Genomic DNA, 15,106 nt, shown 5'->3' on the forward strand with positions numbered 1-15,106 from the left:
GCCCACAAGGCCAGGCAATAACTAAAAGAACAGAAAGGGAGCTTTAACCTTGAGACCATTCACGCTCACCGCATTGGCGTTATCCATCAGCGCATGCTGCGCCATGGCCCAGGCCGACACCCAAAGCCAGGACTACGTCCCGTTCAGCCTGAAATCCAGCAGCGAACAGGGCGACGCCAAAGGCTTCATCGACGGCCAAAGCCTGTCCGGCAGCACCCGCAACTGGTACGCCCGCGAACGCGCCACCCGCGCCCCGTTGTGGGAGTACACCAAAGGCGACGGCAGCCGCCACGACACACACAGCCGCGACAACTGGCTGCAAGGCACCATCCTCAATTACAGCTCAGGTTTCACCCAAGGCACCGTGGGCTTTGCCGTCGAGGCCGCCGGCTACAACGCCATCGCCCTGGAGCAAGGCCGCGCCGCCGTCGCCGGCCCCAACAACCGCACCCTCACCCACAGCGATGGCGACCCCATCGGCCAGTGGAGCAAGATGGGCCTGGCCAACGTCAAGGCGCGGGTGTCCAACACCACGCTGACCGTCGGCCGCCAATCGGTGGACACGCCGATGATCGCCTACATCGGCAACCGCGCCTTGCCTTCGAGCTTCCAGGGCGCTTTCCTGCACAGCGCCGAGTTCGACAACCTGTCGTTCGACCTGGGCACCTTCGACCGCGTCTCGCCGCGTACCGAACAGAGCCTGAGCAAGTTCCGCACCGAATACGGCGCCGCCGGCGTGGAGACCGACCGTGCGAGCACCGCCGGGGTCAACTACCAGCCGTTCAAAAGCCTGACCACCAGCCTGTATGCCACCAAGGTCGACGACTTCTGGAACCAGTACTACTTCGGCGCCAACCACGTGCTCGGCGACAGCGCGCTGCTGAGCCTGACCACCGGCCTGAACTACTACAAGACGGTGGACGAAGGCAGCAAGAAGATGGGCGAGATCGACAACGACACCTACAGCCTGTCGTTCGGCCTGACCCACCAGGCCCACACCCTCAGCGCGTCGTGGCAGCAGGTCAACGGCAATGAATACTTCGACTACCTGCACGAAACCAACGGCATCTACCTGGCCAACTCGCTGCTCTCGGACTTCAACGGCCCGAACGAGAAGTCCCTGCAGATTTCGTACGTGCTGAACATGGCCCCGTACGGCGTACCGGGCCTGAAGTTCAACCTGTACAACGCGCGCGGCTGGGGCATCGACGGCACCCATTACCGTGGCACCGCCTATGCAGTCGCCGGCATGGACGGCGAAACCCACTACGAGTGGGGCATCGGCACCAGCTATGCCGTGCAGAGTGGTGCGTTCAAGGACACCAGCATCCGTGCCACCTACACGGCGCACCGTGCCAGCAAGGCCCAGGCCGATGGCAGCCTGGACGAACTGCGCATCGTCACCACCATTCCATTCAACATTCTCTGACCACTGGCGCCACGGCTCATCTACACCTGGGCCGTGGCGGCTACGCTGGAATCATTGCGAGCAAGGAGTCCCCATGACATCGCTACCACTGCGCGCTGCCCTGGCAGCGGTCATTCTCAGTGCCGCCGGCAACCTCGCGGCCAAGCCGCTGGTGGTGTGCACCGAAGCCAGCCCGGAAGGCTTCGACATCGTCCAGTACACCACGGCGGTCACTGCCGATGCCTCGGCCGAAACAGTGTTCAACCGCCTGATCGACTTCAAGCCCGGCACCACCGACATCCAGCCGGCCCTGGCCGAGCGCTGGGACATCTCTGCCGATGGCCTGACCTACACGTTTCACCTGCGCGAAGGGGTGAAGTTCCATACCACCGACTACTTCACGCCGACCCGCGACTTCAACGCCGATGACGTGCTGTGGAGCCTGCGCCGCCAGCTCGACCCGCAACACCCGTGGCACGACAAGACCAGCGTCGGCTACCCGTATTTCGAGAGCATGGCCTTCAAGGACCTGCTCAAGTCGGTGGACAAGACCGACGACCACACCGTGGTCATCACCCTCACCCGCCCGGAAGCGCCATTCCTGCGTGACATGGCCATGGCCTTTACCTCGATCTACTCTGCCGAATATGGCGACCAGTTGCTCAAGGCCGGCAAAACCGGCGACCTCAACAGCAAACCGATCGGCACTGGCGCGTTCATCTTCCAGCGCTACAACAAGGACGCCCAAGTGCGCTTCAAGGCCAACCCGGAGTACTTCCGCGGCAAGCCACCGGCCGACACCCTGGTCTTCGCCATCGCCACCGACAGCAACGTGCGCCTGCAGAAGCTGCGCGCCAACGAATGCCAGGTCGCGTTGTACCCCAAGCCGGATGACGTGCCCTCGATCAAGGCCGACTCCAGGCTGAAGGTCGCCGAGATCGAAGCCCTGGTCACCGGCTATATCGCCATGAACACCGAACACAAGTACCTCAGCGACGTGCGCGTGCGCAAAGCCATCAACATGGCCTTCGACCGCCAGACCCACGTCGACCAGCTCTTCGGCAAAGGCAATGCGCTGGTCGGGGTCAACCCTTACCCGCCGACCATGATCGGCTACAACAACGACAACCAGAACCCGCCCCACGACTTGGCCAAGGCCCGTGAACTGCTCAAGCAGGCCGGTGTGCCAGACGGCACGGTGATCACCCTGTTCACCCGCAACGGCGGCGGCCCGACCAACCCCAACCCGCGGCTGTCCGCCGAAATGCTCCAGGCCGACCTGAAACAGATCGGCCTCAAGCTGGATATCCGCGTGATGGAATGGGCCGAGATGCTGCGCCGCGCCAAGAAAGGCGAGGCCGACCTGGTGTCCACCGGCTGGGCCGGCGACAACGGCGACCCGGACAACTTCCTCAGCCCCCTGCTCAGCTGCGACGCCGCCAAGACCGGCGAGAACTATGCGCGCTGGTGCAACTCGAAATTCCAGGAACTGATCACCCGTGCCCGCGAGGTGATCGACAACGACGCGCGTGCAAGGCTCTATGCCGAGGCATTGAAGGTGTACGATGACGATCAGCCCTGGATCAGCATGGCACATCCGAAGATGTTCACTGCCATGCGTGACAACGTGGAGGGTTATGTGATCAACCCTCTGACCAACAACAACTTCGCCACCACCAAGGTGAAGTAGAACAACAACGATCGCCGGCAACCCACACGGGCACCGGCGGCACCGCCGTACAACGGCTGATGAGGTAACCCCGACAATGTTGAGTTTTATTGCCCGGCGCCTGGGCCTGCTGATACCGACTTTCTTCGGCATCACCTTGCTGACTTTCGCGCTCATACGCCTGATCCCCGGCGACCCGGTGGAAGTGATGATGGGCGAGCGCAGGGTCGACCCCGAAATGCACGCCCAGGCCATGGAGCGCCTGGGCCTGAACAAGCCGCTGCCGGTCCAGTACCTGGACTACGTCGGCAAGCTGGCCCAGGGCGACCTGGGCGAGTCGCTGCGCACCCGCGAAAGCGTGTGGACCGAGTTCCTCACCCTGTTCCCGGCCACCCTGGAACTGGCCTTCGCCGCACTGGTGTTCGCCGGCATCGTCGGGCTGTTGGCCGGGGTGATCGCGGCCCTCAAGCGCGGCTCATTGTTCGACCACGGGGTGATGGGCATCTCCCTGGCCGGCTACTCGATGCCGATCTTCTGGTGGGGCCTGATCCTGATCATGTTCTTCTCCGTCAGCCTGGGCTGGACGCCGGTGTCCGGGCGCATCGACCTGCTGTACGACATCGAGCCGAAAACCGGCTTCATGCTCATCGACACCCTGCTCAGCGACGAGGAAGGCGCGTTCAAGGATGCGGTGATGCACCTGATCCTGCCGGCCATCGTGCTCGGCACCATCCCGCTGGCGGTGATCGCCCGCATGACCCGCTCGTCGATGCTCGAAGTACTGCGCGAGGACTACATCCGCACCGCCCGCGCCAAAGGCCTGTCGCCGGCCCGCGTGGTCTTCGTGCACGGCTTGCGCAACGCGCTGATCCCGGTGCTGACGGTGTTCGGCCTGCAGGTCGGCACGCTGCTGGCCGGTGCCGTGCTCACCGAAACCATCTTTTCCTGGCCGGGCATCGGCAAATGGCTGATCGAAGCCATCGGTGCCCGTGACTACCCCGTGGTCCAGAACGGCATCCTGTTGATCGCCTGCCTGGTGATCCTGGTCAACTTCGTCGTGGACATCCTCTACGGCCTGGCCAACCCACGCATCCGTCATCAGCGCTGAGGCCATAGCCATGACTAGCCCGATTCCGAAATCCGTCGCACCGGCCAGCCCGGTGGACCAAAGCCTGCTGTACCCCTCACCGTACAAAGAGTTCTGGCATGCCTTCGCGCAGAACAAGGGCGCGGTGATGGGCCTGGCCTTCATGTGCCTGGTGGTGTTCTGCGCGCTGTTCGCGCCGTGGGTTGCCCCGCATGACCCGAGCGAGCAGTACCGCGACTTTCTGCTGACGCCGCCGGTGTGGCTCGAAGGCGGCACCTGGCAGTTCATCCTCGGCACCGACGAACTCGGCCGCGACCTGCTCTCGCGCCTGATCCAGGGCGCGCGGCTGTCGTTGCTGATCGGCCTGTCGTCGGTGGTGATGTCGCTGATCCCGGGCATTCTGCTGGGCCTGCTGGCCGGCTTCTTCCCGCACTTCATCGGCCCCTCGGTGATGCGCCTGATGGATGTGATGCTGGCGCTGCCCTCGCTGCTGCTGGCCGTGGCGATCGTCGCCATCCTCGGCCCTGGCCTGATCAACACGGTGATCGCCATCGCCATCGTCTCGTTGCCCTCCTACGTGCGCCTGACCCGCGCCGCCGTGATGGGCGAACTCAACCGCGACTACGTCACCGCCGCACGCCTGGCGGGTGCCAGCCTGCCACGGCTGATGTTCGTCACCGTGCTGCCCAACTGCATGGCACCGCTGATCGTACAGGCGACCTTGAGCTTTTCCTCGGCCATCCTCGACGCCGCTGCGCTGGGCTTCCTGGGCTTGGGCGTGCAACCACCAACCCCCGAGTGGGGCACCATGCTGGCCTCGGCCCGTGACTACATCGAGCGTGCCTGGTGGGTAGTGAGCCTGCCGGGGCTGACCATTCTGCTCAGTGTGCTGGCCATCAACCTGATGGGCGACGGCCTGCGCGATGCGCTGGACCCTAAACTCAAGAACGCCGCCTGAGGAGAGCGCCATGTCACTGTTGCAGATCAACAACCTGAACGTGCGCTTCGGCGACGCCCATGCGGTACCCGTGGTGGACGGCCTGGACCTGGCGGTGGACGCCGGTGAAATCCTGGCCATCGTCGGCGAGTCCGGCTCCGGCAAGTCGGTGACCATGATGGCCCTGATGGGCCTGATCGACGCACCCGGGCGCATCACCGCCGACGCGCTCACCTTCGACGGCACCGACATGCTCAAGCTCAGCGGCCGTCAGCGCCGCAAGGTGGTGGGCAAGGACATCGCCATGGTATTCCAGGACCCGATGACCGCGCTCAACCCCAGCTACACCGTGGGTTACCAGATCGAAGAAGTGCTGCGCCAGCACCTGGGCCTGAAAGGCAAGGCTGCGCGCCAGCGGGCGCTGGAGCTGCTGAAAAAGGTCGAGATCCCGGCCGCCGAAAGCCGCCTGGACGCCTACCCGCACCAGTTGTCCGGCGGCATGAGCCAGCGCGTGGCAATCGCCATGGCCATTGCTGGCGAGCCCAAGCTGCTGATCGCCGACGAGCCGACCACGGCCCTCGATGTGACCATCCAGGCGCAGATCATGGAGCTGCTGGTCAACCTGCAGAAAGAGCGCAACATGGCGCTCATCCTGATCACCCATGACCTTGCCGTGGTTGCCGAAACCGCCAAGCGCGTGTGCGTGATGTACGCCGGCCAAGCGGTGGAAGTGGGCCAGGTGCCGGAGCTGTTCGACGTGCCGGCACACCCTTACAGCGAGGCGCTGCTGGCGGCGATCCCCGAACACAGCATTGGTGCCGAACGCCTGGCGACCCTGCCCGGCATTGTCCCCGGCCGCTACGACCGCCCTGACGGCTGCCTGCTGTCGCCTCGTTGCCCGTATGTGCAGGACAACTGCCGGCGCCAGCGCCCGCCCCTTGACCCACAGGCCCACAGCCTGGTGCGTTGCTTCTACCCGCTGAACCAGGAGGTGGCGTGATGGCCGTCGTACTTACCGCTCGGGAGCTGACCCGGCATTACGAAGTTTCACGTGGGCTGTTCAAAGGCCACGCCCTGGTGCGCGCGCTCAACGGTGTGTCGTTCGAACTGGAGGCCGGCAAGACCCTGGCAGTGGTCGGTGAATCCGGCTGCGGCAAGTCGACCTTGGCACGCGCCCTGACCTTGATCGAAGAGCCGTCCTCCGGCTCGTTGCAGATCGACGGCACCGAGGTCAAGGGCGCCAGCAAAAGCGAGCGCAAGCAGTTGCGCCGTGATGTGCAGATGGTGTTCCAGAGCCCCTATGCCTCGCTCAACCCCCGGCAGAAAATCGGCGACCAGTTGGCCGAGCCGTTGCTGATCAACACGTCGCTGAGCAAGGCCGAGCGGCGCGAGAAAGTGCAGAAGATGATGGAGCAGGTCGGCCTGCGCCCGGAACACTACCAGCGTTACCCGCACATGTTCTCGGGCGGCCAGCGCCAACGTATCGCCTTGGCCCGGGCGATGATGTTGCAACCGAAAGTGCTGGTGGCGGACGAGCCGACGTCAGCGCTGGACGTGTCGATCCAGGCGCAGGTACTGAACCTGTTCATGGACCTGCAGAAGGAGTTCAACACGGCCTATGTGTTCATCTCGCACAACCTCGCGGTGGTGCGGCATGTGGCGGACCAGGTGCTGGTGATGTACCTGGGGCGGCCAGCGGAGATGGGGCCGAAGGCGGATATCTACGAGAAGCCGTTGCATCCGTATACCCAGGCATTGCTGTCGGCGACACCGGCGATTCACCCGGACCCGTTGAAGCCGAAGATTCGCATTGTGGGGGAATTGCCCAACCCGCTGAACCCGCCGGATGGGTGCGCGTTTCACAAGCGTTGCCCGTATGCGACGGAGCGGTGTGGTGTTGAAGTGCCGGCGTTCAGGCAGGTGGGGACCAGGCAAGTTGCCTGTCATTATGCCGAGCAGTTTCTGTAGATCGGCATAGCCTTCTTCGCCGGCAAGCCGGCTCCCACAGATCATTCACTATTCTAGTGAAGTGCCTGAAGGAGCCGGCTTGCCGGCGATGGGCCGCAAAGCGGCCCCAATACTCAATGCATGAATATCGCAATCAGGATGATCACCGGAATCGGTACCCCAAGCATCCACAGCAGTAATGAGCGCATGATGTTTCTCCTTACTCAACGTTGAACGGTACGACGCGCGGTGTAACCCATTTCATCCCCTTCCAGCCACTGCACATGATCACGCTGACGGCCACCGTACAGCGCCGCAAGGCTGGCAAAGAACGCGCCACACAACAGCGCAACAAATGTCCAAAGGGCGGTCCATGCCGCTACCTTGGCAGCCGTATCCGCAGCTTGTTTCGCCTGCACTTTGGCTTGTTGAACTTGAGCGAACACCTGGTCGACGCGCGCCTCTGCCTCGGCCTGGCTCAGGCGAGTCCGTTGCGCCACCAGTTGCGCGAGATAAGCGCGATCGCCTTCGGCAAGGGTGCCTTCGGTAATCGACCTGGCGATGATCCGCGCCGCAACGCCGTTGGCGGCGTCATCACTTACCGCAGCCGGGCCGTCGCTACGGAACAGGCTGTCGACGAAATAACCATTGGGATCAGGCTTGGGTGCCATGCTGGCGGCAGCCCCTACCGCAGTTGCCCCGGCCTGCACGCCGGCGCCGGCCAGGCCACCGACTGTGCCAACGATCAACATCGCCGCCACCAGTGTGGCCACCGCCCAGGACAGGAAGCCATGGGCCGTGTCGCGGAAGTACACCTCATCACCGTGCAAGTTCGCCCACTTCACCCGCAGCCGACCGGCAATGTAGCCGCCAAGACCGGAGGCGAGAATCTGGGTCAACAGCAACCAGATGATCGTTGAAATGCCCAACGCCTTGGCGCTGGCACCTTCATTGGCCCAAGGCGAGGTGGCGGCAAAGCCCAGACCTGCACCGAGCACCACGAGGATCAAGGAAAGGGACGCCGCAGCAGCGGCACCGGCAAAGATCGCTGCCCAGGACACGCCTGAGCGTGACTGGGTATCGGCATACGGGTAATCGGCAGAAGGAATCATGATGTGTTCGCCTTTGTTGTGAGCAACAGGTCCTGGTCGCCCTGTAACCGGTGCAGGGGCTGTGCCACTTGTGTCAAAAAATGACATTCAAGCGAATCAACGGGTTAGCTAAGCGCAATACTCAAGGATCGTGCAAAACACCCGGATTGCGGCTAATCGTTCAGGGTTTATGCAATGAGTATCGGCCTCCTCGCGGAACAAGCCCGCGAAGAGGCCAGTACTCACTTGCCTGCAATCCTGGCTCCCGGCACTATCTCCGAATGACTCCAGCCCCCCTCCCCGACGGCCCCGAGCAGACGCCAATCACCGCCGACACCGTGCTGCGCTACCACTTGTGCTGGAAGCACCGCGACCTCGACGGCGTGATCGCCCTTTATCACCCCGAGGTCCAGTACCACGACTTCTTCCAGAACCGCGTGCTCGGCTACCGCGAGCTGCGCGACTACGTGCGCGCCTGCCTGCCCCATGAAGCTGGCGAGGATATCGTCCACAGCGATCGCATCCGCGTCGACGGCTGCACGGCGTTCATCCAGTACCAGGTCACGGTGCAAGGCGGCGAGGGCCTGGTGGCGTTCCAGTCCAGCGAGGCAATCACGGTCAAGGACGGCCTGATCTGGCGGGTCAACGAGTACGCCACGCTGGTCCGCCAGAACAGCCGGGGCCTGGCCAGCAACGGCCCACGCCCGGCCACCAGCCGCCTGGGCCTGTCGCCGCGGCAGCTGTCGACCATGGCCCAGGACCTGGAGCACTACTTCCAGCGCCAGCGCCCCTATCTGGACCCGGAACTGGACCTGCAGCAAGTTGCCGATGCCAGTGGCTACAGCCGCAACCAGATCTCATACCTGCTCAACCAGGTGCTCGGGCAAAGCTTCTACCGCTACGTCAACCAGGCCCGCCTGCAGCACTTGATGGCCAGCCTGGACGATGACCGCGTCGAAGCGACCATCGACGACCTGGCGTTCAGCGCCGGCTTCAATTCCCTGTCGGCGTTCTACAAGTGCTTCCGCGAACACACCGGGCTTACGCCCAAGGCCTACCTCAAGCAAATTTCCCTGCGTGCACGCACGTAGGACAGCCCTCCCCCAACGCCACTAGCATCGCCCACAGACCTTGACGGATTGTGGAGCCAAACCCGATGCAACCCCTGCGCACACTCAGCCTGTGGATGGACCAGCTCGACGAGCCGCTGTGTGCCCGCCCGGCGCTGCGCGAAGACCTCGAGGTCGACGTATGCATCATCGGCGCTGGCTACACGGGCCTTTGGACCGCGTATTACCTCAAGCGCCAGGCGCCTCACCTGAACATCGTGGTGATCGAAGCCAACATCGCCGGCTTCGGCGCCTCCGGGCGCAATGGCGGCTGGCTGATGGGCAACCTGCTCGGCGAAGACCGCCTGCTCGCCACGCTGTCGCCACAGCAACGCCGCGCCAGCATCGACCTGCTGCACGGCATCCCCGATGAAGTGCACGCCGTGCTGCAACGTGAAGCCATCGACTGCGACTACCGCAAAGGCGGGGTGTTGTACTGCGCTGCCCGCTACCCGGAACAGGAGCGCAGCCTGCGCGCCTACCTCGACGACCTGTACCGCCAAGGCATGACCGAGGATGACTACCGCTGGCTGCGCCCCGAACAGCTGGATGCGCAGTTGCGCGTGAGTAACGCCTACGGCGCGATCTACAGCCCACACACCGCGACCATCCAGCCGGCCAAGCTGGTGCGTGGCCTGGCCAGAGCGGTGGAGGCGCTGGGCGTGCCGATCTACGAGAACACCCCCGCCGTCGACTGGCAGCCCGGGGAAGTGCGTGCGCCGCTGGCGCGCGTCCGCTGCCAGTGGATGGTGCCTGCCGTGGAGGGCTACGCCGCCAGCCTGCCGCCGCTGGGCAAACATCAGTTGCCGGTGCAGAGCTTGCTGGTGGCGACCGAACCGCTCCCCGAATCGACCTGGGAGCAGATCGGCCTTGCTCAGGGCCAGGCCTTCAGTGAAAGCAGCCGCCAGGTCACCTACGGCCAACGCACCGCCGACAACCGCCTGGTGTTCGGCGCCCGCGGCGGCTACCGCTTCGGGGGACGGCTACGCGAAGACTTCACCCTGAACGAGGCTGAAGTCGAACTGCGCCGTTACCTGTTCAGCGAGCTGTTCCCGCAGCTCAAGCACGTGCGCATCACCCATTCCTGGGGCGGCAACCTGGGCATGGCGCGGCGTTTCCGCCCGCACATGCTGTGTGACCGCCAGCGCGGCATTGCCTTGGCTGGCGGTTACGGCGGCGAGGGCGTCGGTGCCACCAACCTCGGCGGGCGCACCCTGGCGGCGCTGATGCTGGGCCAGCACAACGAACTCACCGCACAACCCTGGGTGCTCGACAACCGCCCCGTGTCGAGCCTCGCCGCCTGGCCACCCGAACCCTGCCGCTGGCTGGGCTACAACGCGATCATCCAGAGCTTCGTCCACGAGGACCGGACCCTCGCCAACCCCGCCAGCGCGCCGTGGAGGCGGCGCCTGGCCAGCTCCCTTGCGGACTTCATGGAAGGCTTCATGCACTGACTCAATTTCACCTACACAGGATCCACCGGTCATGAGCATTACCCAGTTCAAACACACCGACAGCGCCGTGCTGGACAGTTCCAACCCGGTCGCAGTACCGCTCGGCGAGCCCGTTGCAGTGGCCTCGGTCACCTGCGTGGAGCGTAATGATGGCGTCGAAACAGGCATCTGGGAATGCACGCCCGGGCGCTGGCGGCGGCAGATCGTGCAACAGGAGTTCTGCCACATCATCAAGGGCCGTTGCACGTTCACCCCCGACGGCGGCGAGCCCCTCTCCATAGAAGCCGGAGACGCACTGATGCTACCGGCCAACAGCATGGGTATCTGGGACATCCTGGAGACCGTGCGCAAGACCTATGTACTGATTTTCTGATCCGCTGATCGCCTGCCTTCGATAACAACAGACAACGCAAGGTAAACCCGACATGCGCACCCTCCTCCTCGCACCCCTGATGCTGGCCGCCAGCGTGGCCAGCGCCGCCGACACGGTGAAAATCTACAACTGGTCCAGCTACGTCGCACCCGACACCCTGAAGAACTTTCAGCAAGCCACTGGCATCGTGCCGACCTACGACGTGTACGACAGCAACGAAACCCTCGACGGCAAGTTGATGACCGGAAACTCCGGCTACGACGTGGTGTTCCCCTCCAACCACTTCATGGCCCGGCAGGTGCAAGGCAAGGCCCTGAAACGCCTGGACAAGTCGCAGCTGCCCAACTGGCACAACCTCAACCCGGTGCTGCTCAAGGCGCTGGAAGTGAACGACCCAGGCAACCAGTACGGTTTCCCCTACCTGTGGGGCAGCACCGGCATCGGCTACAACATCGACAAGGTCAAGGCGGTGCTCGGCGACAATGCCCCGGTGGACTCGTGGGACCTGATCTTCAAGCCGGAGTACATGAGCAAGCTGAAAAGCTGTGGTGTAGCGGTGCTGGACAACGGCCCCGAGCTATTGCCGATCGCCTTGCACTACCTCGGCTTGCCGCATCACAGCCAGGACCCGAAGGACTACGAGAAGGCCAAGGACCTGCTGATGAAGGTGCGGCCGTATATCAGCTACTTCCATTCATCCAAGTACACCGGCGACTTGGCCAATGGCGATATCTGCGTGGTGGTCGGCTTCTCGGGTGATGTGCTGCAGGCGAAAAACCGCGCCGATGAGGCGAACAATGGCGTGAAGGTGGGGTATTCGATCCCGAAAGAAGGCGCGCCGATGTGGTTCGACATGGTCGCCATGCCGGCCGATGCGCCGGATGAGAAGGCGGGGTACGCATACATGAACTACCTGCTGCAGCCAGAGGTGATGGCCAACATCAGCAACCATGTGCAGTACGCCAACGGCAACCTCAAGGCTGACGGCCTGGTGGACCCGGCGATGAAGGGCAATACGATGATCTACCCCAGCGGCGAGGTGATGGGCAAGCTGTATGCACTGGAGGCGATGCCGGCCAAGATCGACCGTATTCGCACCCGGATCTGGACCAGTATCAAAGCCGGGAACTGAGCCCCGTGTAGTTTTCACGGGGCTTGCCGGCGATGAGGCCAGATCAGACAACACAACTGCCTGATCTGGCTTCTGAGGATCAGTGGTGCTCGCGGGTCGCGCGGAACTTGACGTCCGGCCAGCGCTCTTCCATCAGCGCCAGGTTGACCCGGGTCGGGGCCAGGTAGGTCAGGTGACCGCCACCGTCGATGGCCAGGTTTTCCATGGCCTTGACCTGGAATTCCTCGAGCTTCTTCTTGTCGTCGCAGCTGATCCAGCGTGCCGACCAGACGGTGATCGGCTCGTAGGCACATTCCACCTTGTACTCTTCCTTCAGGCGGCTGGCGACCACGTCGAACTGCAGCACACCGACCGCACCCAGGATGATGTCATTGCTGCGCTCCGGGAAGAACACCTGGGTGGCGCCCTCTTCGGCCAACTGCTGCAGGCCCTGGCGCAGCTGCTTGGACTTGAGCGGATCCTTCAGGCGCACGCGGCGGAACAGTTCCGGCGCGAAGTGCGGAATACCGGTAAAGCCCAGCGCTTCGCCTTCGGTGAAGGTGTCGCCGATCTGGATGGTGCCGTGGTTGTGCAGGCCGATGATATCGCCGGCAAAGGCTTCTTCCAGCTGCTCACGCTCGGACGAGAAGAACGTCAAGGCGTCACCGATGCGCAGGTCCTTGCCAGTACGCACGTGGCGCATCTTCATGCCCTTCTCGTACTTGCCCGAGCAGATGCGCATGAAGGCGATACGGTCGCGGTGTTTCGGGTCCATGTTCGCCTGGATCTTGAATACGAAGCCCGAGAACTTCTCTTCAACCGGCTCCACGGTGCGCTCATGGGCCACACGGGCCAGCGGGCGAGGTGCCCAGTCGACAACGGCATCGAGCACATGGTCGACACCGAAGTTACCCAGTGCGGTACCGAAGAACACCGGGGTCAGCTGGCCGTTGATGAACTCGTCCTGGTCGAATTCATGGCAGGCGCCCTGTACCAGCTCGAGCTGCTCGATGAAGCGATCGTACTCGTCACCCAGGTGCGCGCGGGCTTCATCGGAGTCGAGCTTCTCGATGATCTTTACCTCGGTACGCTCATGGCCGTGGCCCGGGGTGTAGACGATGATGTAATCGCCAGCCAGGTGGTACACGCCCTTGAAGTCACGGTAGCAACCAATCGGCCAGGTGATCGGCGCAGCCTTGATCTTCAGTACCGCTTCGATTTCGTCGAGCAGTTCGATCGGGTCGCGGATGTCACGGTCGAGTTTGTTGATGAAGCTGACGATCGGCGTGTCGCGCAGGCGGCAGACGTCCATCAGGGCGATGGTCCGCGGCTCTACACCTTTACCGCCGTCGAGCACCATCAGCGCCGAGTCCACCGCGGTCAGGGTGCGGTAGGTGTCTTCCGAAAAGTCTTCGTGGCCGGGGGTGTCGAGCAGGTTGATCATGTGCTCGCGGTACGGGAACTGCATCACCGAAGTGGTGATGGAGATGCCGCGCTGCTTCTCCATTTCCATCCAGTCGGAGGTGGCGTGGCGGTCGGACTTGCGCGACTTCACGGTACCGGCGACGGCAATGGCCTTGCCCATCAGCAGGAGCTTCTCGGTGATGGTGGTCTTACCGGCGTCGGGGTGGGAAATAATGGCGAAAGTGCGGCGCTTCGCGACTTCGGCGGCCTGTTTGGTCATGGGAAATCGCCTGACTGGGGGATTCAAAAAGGGGCGATATCATACCTGAAGTGGGGCATTCGGCCAAAGCCCAAGTCATCGGTTGCCTGTATCGGGCTCTTGGCGGGTAAACCCGCTAGCACAGCAACGGTGGCGCCCTTGCAAACAGCACCGTCCCTGTAGGAACGGGCTTACCCGCGAAGAGGCCAGCACTGACAAAAGGCCACAGGCCAGTTATTTCAACGCCTTCAGCGCATTAAGTCGCTGTTTTCTCTCGCCAAATTTCCACCCACCCAGTGATTAACACTGGCCAAATGCCGCCTCAGATGGGAACCTTTACGCCCTCGGAGACGTCCACTCCCCTGCAACCCGCTTCGGTTGGGGACTGGTTTCATCAGCTTTTTCGGGCCCGACGGGGTTCGGCTCATGGCCTGATCGCAGCCTTCGGTTGCTTCACGCTGCTACTCGCGAACACACCACTCGCTGCCAGGTATGGCCGGCCAAAAAAAGAGTGTGCTCGCCGACAACACAAGGAGTCCGCCTGTGGCTACACGCTACGGAAAAGGGCTGTTGGGATGCGCCACCGTGCTCGTCATCCTGGCCCTGCTGATCCACTGGATCGGCATCGACACGATCGCGCGTTACCGCGAAGATCTTGGGTTCTACCTGCAAGCGCACCTGGTACTGGTGCTGGCTTCGATGGCGGCGGCGCTGGCCGTGGGCATTCCCGCCGGCATTGCCTTGAGTCGACCGCACAGGGTCGACAAAGCCGAGCGCTTCATGCAGTTCTTCAACGTTGGCAACACCATCCCCCCTCTGGCCGTTCTGGCCATCGCCCTGAGTGTCCTGGGCATCGGCGCCGGGCCCGCGATCTTCGCGTTGTTCCTCGCCTCCCTCCTGCCCATCGTGCGCAACACCTACGAAGGCCTGAAAAACGTCCCCGCCTCGCTCAAGGAAGCCGCCACCGGCATCGGCATGACCCCGCGCCAGCAACTGTGGCAGGTGGAACTGCCCAATGCCGTGCCGATCATCGTCGGCGGTGTGCGCGTGGCCCTGGCGCTCAACGTGGGTACCGCGCCACTGGCGTTCCTGATCGGCGCCAACAGCCTGGGCAGCCTGATCTTCCCCGGCATTGCCTTGAACAACCAGCCACAGCTGCTGCTGGGCGCTGCCTGTACCGCGCTGCTGGCACTGCTGCTGGATGCCGTGGTGAGTTTCTCCAGCAAGCGCTGGCTGGAACGTGGCCTGGCCCAATAA

Annotated in this window: 13 protein-coding genes; 11 read left to right on the forward strand and 2 right to left on the reverse strand. The window is 63.3% G+C overall.

Translation table 11 applies throughout. The features are described from left to right. Positions 1-49: 49 nt before the first annotated feature. The 6 genes from ACIPIJ_RS03925 (at position 50) to ACIPIJ_RS03950 (ending at position 7,069) form a co-directional block, all read left to right on the forward strand. Positions 50-1,429 carry an OprD family porin gene (locus ACIPIJ_RS03925; RefSeq protein WP_401072852.1) on the forward strand — a complete coding sequence of 460 codons (1,380 nt, stop codon included), beginning with the start codon at positions 50-52 and terminating at the stop codon, positions 1,427-1,429. A 73-nt stretch (positions 1,430-1,502) separates the two neighbouring features. Then, complete coding sequence (locus ACIPIJ_RS03930) at positions 1,503-3,098, forward strand: ABC transporter substrate-binding protein (protein WP_401072854.1); 1,596 nt, start codon at positions 1,503-1,505, stop codon at positions 3,096-3,098. A 76-nt stretch (positions 3,099-3,174) separates the two neighbouring features. Then, the gene (locus ACIPIJ_RS03935) at positions 3,175-4,185 is read left to right on the forward strand and encodes an ABC transporter permease subunit (RefSeq protein ID WP_028614161.1); all 1,011 of its coding nucleotides are present in this window, start codon (positions 3,175-3,177) and stop codon (positions 4,183-4,185) included. A 10-nt stretch (positions 4,186-4,195) separates the two neighbouring features. After that, the gene (locus ACIPIJ_RS03940; RefSeq protein WP_401072856.1) at positions 4,196-5,122 is read left to right on the forward strand and encodes an ABC transporter permease subunit; all 927 of its coding nucleotides are present in this window, start codon (positions 4,196-4,198) and stop codon (positions 5,120-5,122) included. Between the two features lie 10 nt (positions 5,123-5,132). Continuing rightward, on the forward strand, positions 5,133-6,101 hold the full coding sequence (locus ACIPIJ_RS03945) for an ABC transporter ATP-binding protein (protein ID WP_401072858.1): 969 nt from the start codon (positions 5,133-5,135) through the stop codon (positions 6,099-6,101). After that, entirely contained in the window at positions 6,101-7,069 is a 969-nt protein-coding gene (locus ACIPIJ_RS03950; RefSeq protein ID WP_401072860.1) for a peptide ABC transporter ATP-binding protein, read from the forward strand. The genes ACIPIJ_RS03945 and ACIPIJ_RS03950 overlap by 1 nt, the downstream gene beginning before the upstream one ends. 203 nt (positions 7,070-7,272) lie before the next feature. Here the strand turns inward: ACIPIJ_RS03950 and ACIPIJ_RS03955 are convergent, their stop codons facing one another. Then, entirely contained in the window at positions 7,273-8,160 is an 888-nt protein-coding gene (locus ACIPIJ_RS03955) for a hypothetical protein (RefSeq protein WP_401072862.1), read from the reverse strand. Positions 8,161-8,420: 260 nt separating this feature from the next. Here ACIPIJ_RS03955 and ACIPIJ_RS03960 point away from each other — a divergent pair, with 260 nt between their 5' ends. The 4 genes from ACIPIJ_RS03960 to ACIPIJ_RS03975 all read left to right on the forward strand — a co-directional run bounded on the left by ACIPIJ_RS03960 (position 8,421) and on the right by ACIPIJ_RS03975 (position 12,207). Continuing rightward, on the forward strand, positions 8,421-9,230 hold the full coding sequence (locus ACIPIJ_RS03960) for a helix-turn-helix domain-containing protein (protein ID WP_401072864.1): 810 nt from the start codon (positions 8,421-8,423) through the stop codon (positions 9,228-9,230). 65 nt (positions 9,231-9,295) lie between these two features. Beyond that, on the forward strand, positions 9,296-10,702 hold the full coding sequence (locus tag ACIPIJ_RS03965; protein WP_401072866.1) for an NAD(P)/FAD-dependent oxidoreductase: 1,407 nt from the start codon (positions 9,296-9,298) through the stop codon (positions 10,700-10,702). Positions 10,703-10,733: 31 nt separating this feature from the next. After that, positions 10,734-11,075 (forward strand): cupin domain-containing protein, encoded by a 342-nt coding sequence (locus ACIPIJ_RS03970; protein WP_401072868.1) that lies wholly within the window; start codon positions 10,734-10,736, stop codon positions 11,073-11,075. Positions 11,076-11,127: 52 nt separating this feature from the next. Next, the gene (locus ACIPIJ_RS03975; protein WP_401072870.1) at positions 11,128-12,207 is read left to right on the forward strand and encodes a polyamine ABC transporter substrate-binding protein; all 1,080 of its coding nucleotides are present in this window, start codon (positions 11,128-11,130) and stop codon (positions 12,205-12,207) included. 79 nt (positions 12,208-12,286) lie between these two features. Here ACIPIJ_RS03975 and ACIPIJ_RS03980 read toward each other — a convergent pair whose 3' ends face one another. Then, the gene (locus ACIPIJ_RS03980) at positions 12,287-13,870 is read right to left on the reverse strand and encodes a peptide chain release factor 3 (protein ID WP_401072872.1); all 1,584 of its coding nucleotides are present in this window, start codon (positions 13,868-13,870) and stop codon (positions 12,287-12,289) included. 522 nt (positions 13,871-14,392) lie between these two features. On the opposite strand from ACIPIJ_RS03980, the gene ACIPIJ_RS03985 reads away from it, so the two are divergent. Further along, positions 14,393-15,106 carry an ABC transporter permease gene (locus ACIPIJ_RS03985; protein WP_401072874.1) on the forward strand — a complete coding sequence of 238 codons (714 nt, stop codon included), beginning with the start codon at positions 14,393-14,395 and terminating at the stop codon, positions 15,104-15,106.

Origin of the sequence: Pseudomonas sp. NPDC087185 (genome assembly GCF_044744955.1) — a bacterium.
Lineage (GTDB): Bacteria > Pseudomonadota > Gammaproteobacteria > Pseudomonadales > Pseudomonadaceae > Aquipseudomonas.

Coding starts and splice junctions, on each gene's coding strand:
- ACIPIJ_RS03930 (WP_401072854.1), top strand. CDS start 1,503: ATGACATCGCTACCACTGCGCGCTGCCCTGGCAGCGGTCATTCTCAGT.
- ACIPIJ_RS03950 (WP_401072860.1), top strand. CDS start 6,101: ATGGCCGTCGTACTTACCGCTCGGGAGCTGACCCGGCATTACGAAGTT.
- ACIPIJ_RS03960 (WP_401072864.1), top strand. CDS start 8,421: ATGACTCCAGCCCCCCTCCCCGACGGCCCCGAGCAGACGCCAATCACC.
- ACIPIJ_RS03970 (WP_401072868.1), top strand. CDS start 10,734: ATGAGCATTACCCAGTTCAAACACACCGACAGCGCCGTGCTGGACAGT.
- ACIPIJ_RS03975 (WP_401072870.1), top strand. CDS start 11,128: ATGCGCACCCTCCTCCTCGCACCCCTGATGCTGGCCGCCAGCGTGGCC.
- ACIPIJ_RS03965 (WP_401072866.1), top strand. CDS start 9,296: ATGCAACCCCTGCGCACACTCAGCCTGTGGATGGACCAGCTCGACGAG.
- ACIPIJ_RS03955 (WP_401072862.1), bottom strand. CDS start 8,160: ATGATTCCTTCTGCCGATTACCCGTATGCCGATACCCAGTCACGCTCA.
- ACIPIJ_RS03940 (WP_401072856.1), top strand. CDS start 4,196: ATGACTAGCCCGATTCCGAAATCCGTCGCACCGGCCAGCCCGGTGGAC.
- ACIPIJ_RS03935 (WP_028614161.1), top strand. CDS start 3,175: ATGTTGAGTTTTATTGCCCGGCGCCTGGGCCTGCTGATACCGACTTTC.
- ACIPIJ_RS03980 (WP_401072872.1), bottom strand. CDS start 13,870: ATGACCAAACAGGCCGCCGAAGTCGCGAAGCGCCGCACTTTCGCCATT.
- ACIPIJ_RS03945 (WP_401072858.1), top strand. CDS start 5,133: ATGTCACTGTTGCAGATCAACAACCTGAACGTGCGCTTCGGCGACGCC.